Here is a 2,159-nt window from a genome sequence, read left to right as displayed (position 1 = left end):
ATAATAATTCCAGTCAGATAGTTCGTTTTTAGCTTCAGCATCACCCAATAGCGATCTAAGAATTTTTATCTCAACCACTCTCGATGAAGCTTCACAATTAATTGGGGCGTCGTGAACTTTCGATTTAAATCCGTCGATAGAGTACTTACTGGATAACCCTAAAATAAATGCCTTTCCGTCTTTATCAACAGAGTTTCCTTTTTCATAAAATGAGATGGTTGTTTTTATTTTCTCATCCAGCTTATGAAGCTCTGAAGCCATTGCTTCATCTCTATCTTCTCCATTAATAAGTCTTTTTAAATAAGAATTACCATAGTTGCAACCAAGCCCCCAGATGCCCGCAGCACTTCTAGCCGCCACTATTTCAACAGGTTCTGCTAACAAAGGAAAAGACATGAACATAGCCAACAGTAAAATATGTTTCAATCGAATCTCCAACCAGTTTAACTAAGCTATTAATAGTACATTTAGAAGATGTCAGGTATACAATTAAATTAACCCGAGTAATTCATTGATGTTGATATTTTAGCCCCTTTTTGGGTAGCTATTTTGTGACGTTCACCTGTCTTATCATTAATCAGCGTAATTTCAATTTCTGACTTATCTCCACCAATACCTTGGGTGATATCATTAATGTCTCTCCCACTTTGCTGGGATGCATTTATGGATGTTGGCGGTAGCGCGTTGATATCAGAGGTGCCGGTATTTAACTCGCCTGGTTGGGGATGAATAGCGGGTAACCCCGGCATAATCTTCTGGAGATAGTTACGCGTTTCAGCAGGGGCTTTTCCCAACCCATGCTTTTTGACATTCCCCTGCCCCCAGTTATAGGACGCAACGGCTTGATTAACATCACCATCAAAATCTTTTAGTAGGCCGGCCAAATACTTAGCCGCCGCCTCACTGGACTTATTAAAGTCCATGCGATCTTCACGCGTATTTAATCCGTAGTCTCTGCCTGTCGCTGGCATAAATTGGAATGGCCCCTCAGCACCTTTGGGTGATATTAGATTTTTACCTCGGTTAGATTCATTCAGGTAGACCCGATCAAGCAAGGTTGAAGGGAGGTTATACTGTGACTCTAACTGTTTTAGTCTCACTTGCTGCTGATCTTCGCCGGGGAGTATGTAGGGTGATTTAACGGGAGCGACGTTTTTTTGCTTCTCTATCTCAAGCCGTTTCTTTTCCTGCGCTTCCCAATCCGCACCGTACTGATCATTTAATTTTTGGGTAAAATCCTTATCTGGATATCCAAACGTTAAGTAGGCTTTCTCTTTAAACGATAATGTCTCTTTGAATTTATCGTCTACTCGCGCCCGATGAAGAATATCTTTCTGTTTATCACCATGTGCAAACGAGTTTCCGCTATCATTCTCGCGCATCCTCATATCATGAAGTTGGGTCGCAGCACTTCCCTTGACCATATATTCATCCGGCAACAGTTTTTTGGCGGCCCATATCTTTCCCTTGACCATCAAACCATCAATTGCCGCGCTGGCCTCCTTGAGCTGAGCATTCAATTCAACCAGTTGCGCATTAACTTTTGGATCAACCGTTAAGCCCAAACTATCCGATTTGGCCAGTAACTCTTTGTACCTGGCGCCCTCTCGCATTAATGCTAAAAGGGGCGCGTTCAACCCTATGGCATCCGCCAGCGTTTTTTGCGTCTGAGGCGATAGTTTAGGGAATATCTTGGCAACGTTATCCAGCGTTTTATAGACATCTGCCGTGCCATCTTTGAGGCGTTCAATGACGATCCCATTTTGAGCAAGCAACGCCTGTGTCGTTTCATTCCGCGCCCACAAGGGGTCATTAAACGTCTTGTACAACCCTTCTACAGATTGGCGGGCAGTATCACTATCCACCCCCAATATCTGCATCGCACCGCTAATACGGCTAAAATTGTCAACTGACATACCGGCGTTTTTGGCGGCAACATCAAGCGAATAGGCCGAATCAGCAGCCGCACTTAATCCCTGAGCGGCTTTGACGCCAAGATAGCCAACCGCGCCAAGCGCACCAAAGCTGAGCGCCTTACCGCCTATCTCACCGACCATTTTCAACGGAGGCACCAAATCACCAACAAACTGCACACCTTCACGCGCAAACTGCCCCATTCCCTTTAGACGAGCATTGAGGTCGTCAATACCTTCAACTGA

At 44.5% G+C, this 2,159-nt stretch carries 2 protein-coding genes; both read right to left on the bottom strand.

What is annotated here, in order from left to right; genetic code table 11:
* On the bottom strand, nt 1–426 hold a 426-nt coding region (locus V2A85_RS23135; protein ID WP_420072493.1), incomplete at its 3' end, for a hypothetical protein.
* Nucleotides 427–494: 68 nt separating this feature from the next.
* Nucleotides 495–2,159: lytic transglycosylase domain-containing protein (locus V2A85_RS23130; protein ID WP_420072492.1), on the bottom strand; the 1,665-nt coding region annotated here is incomplete at its 5' end.

This window comes from Yersinia sp. 1252 StPb PI (genome assembly GCF_048593885.1).
GTDB classification, from domain to species: domain Bacteria; phylum Pseudomonadota; class Gammaproteobacteria; order Enterobacterales; family Enterobacteriaceae; genus Yersinia; species Yersinia enterocolitica_E.
Note: the sequence above shows the minus strand (reverse complement) of the source record. Positions and strands in the feature narration are given on the sequence as shown.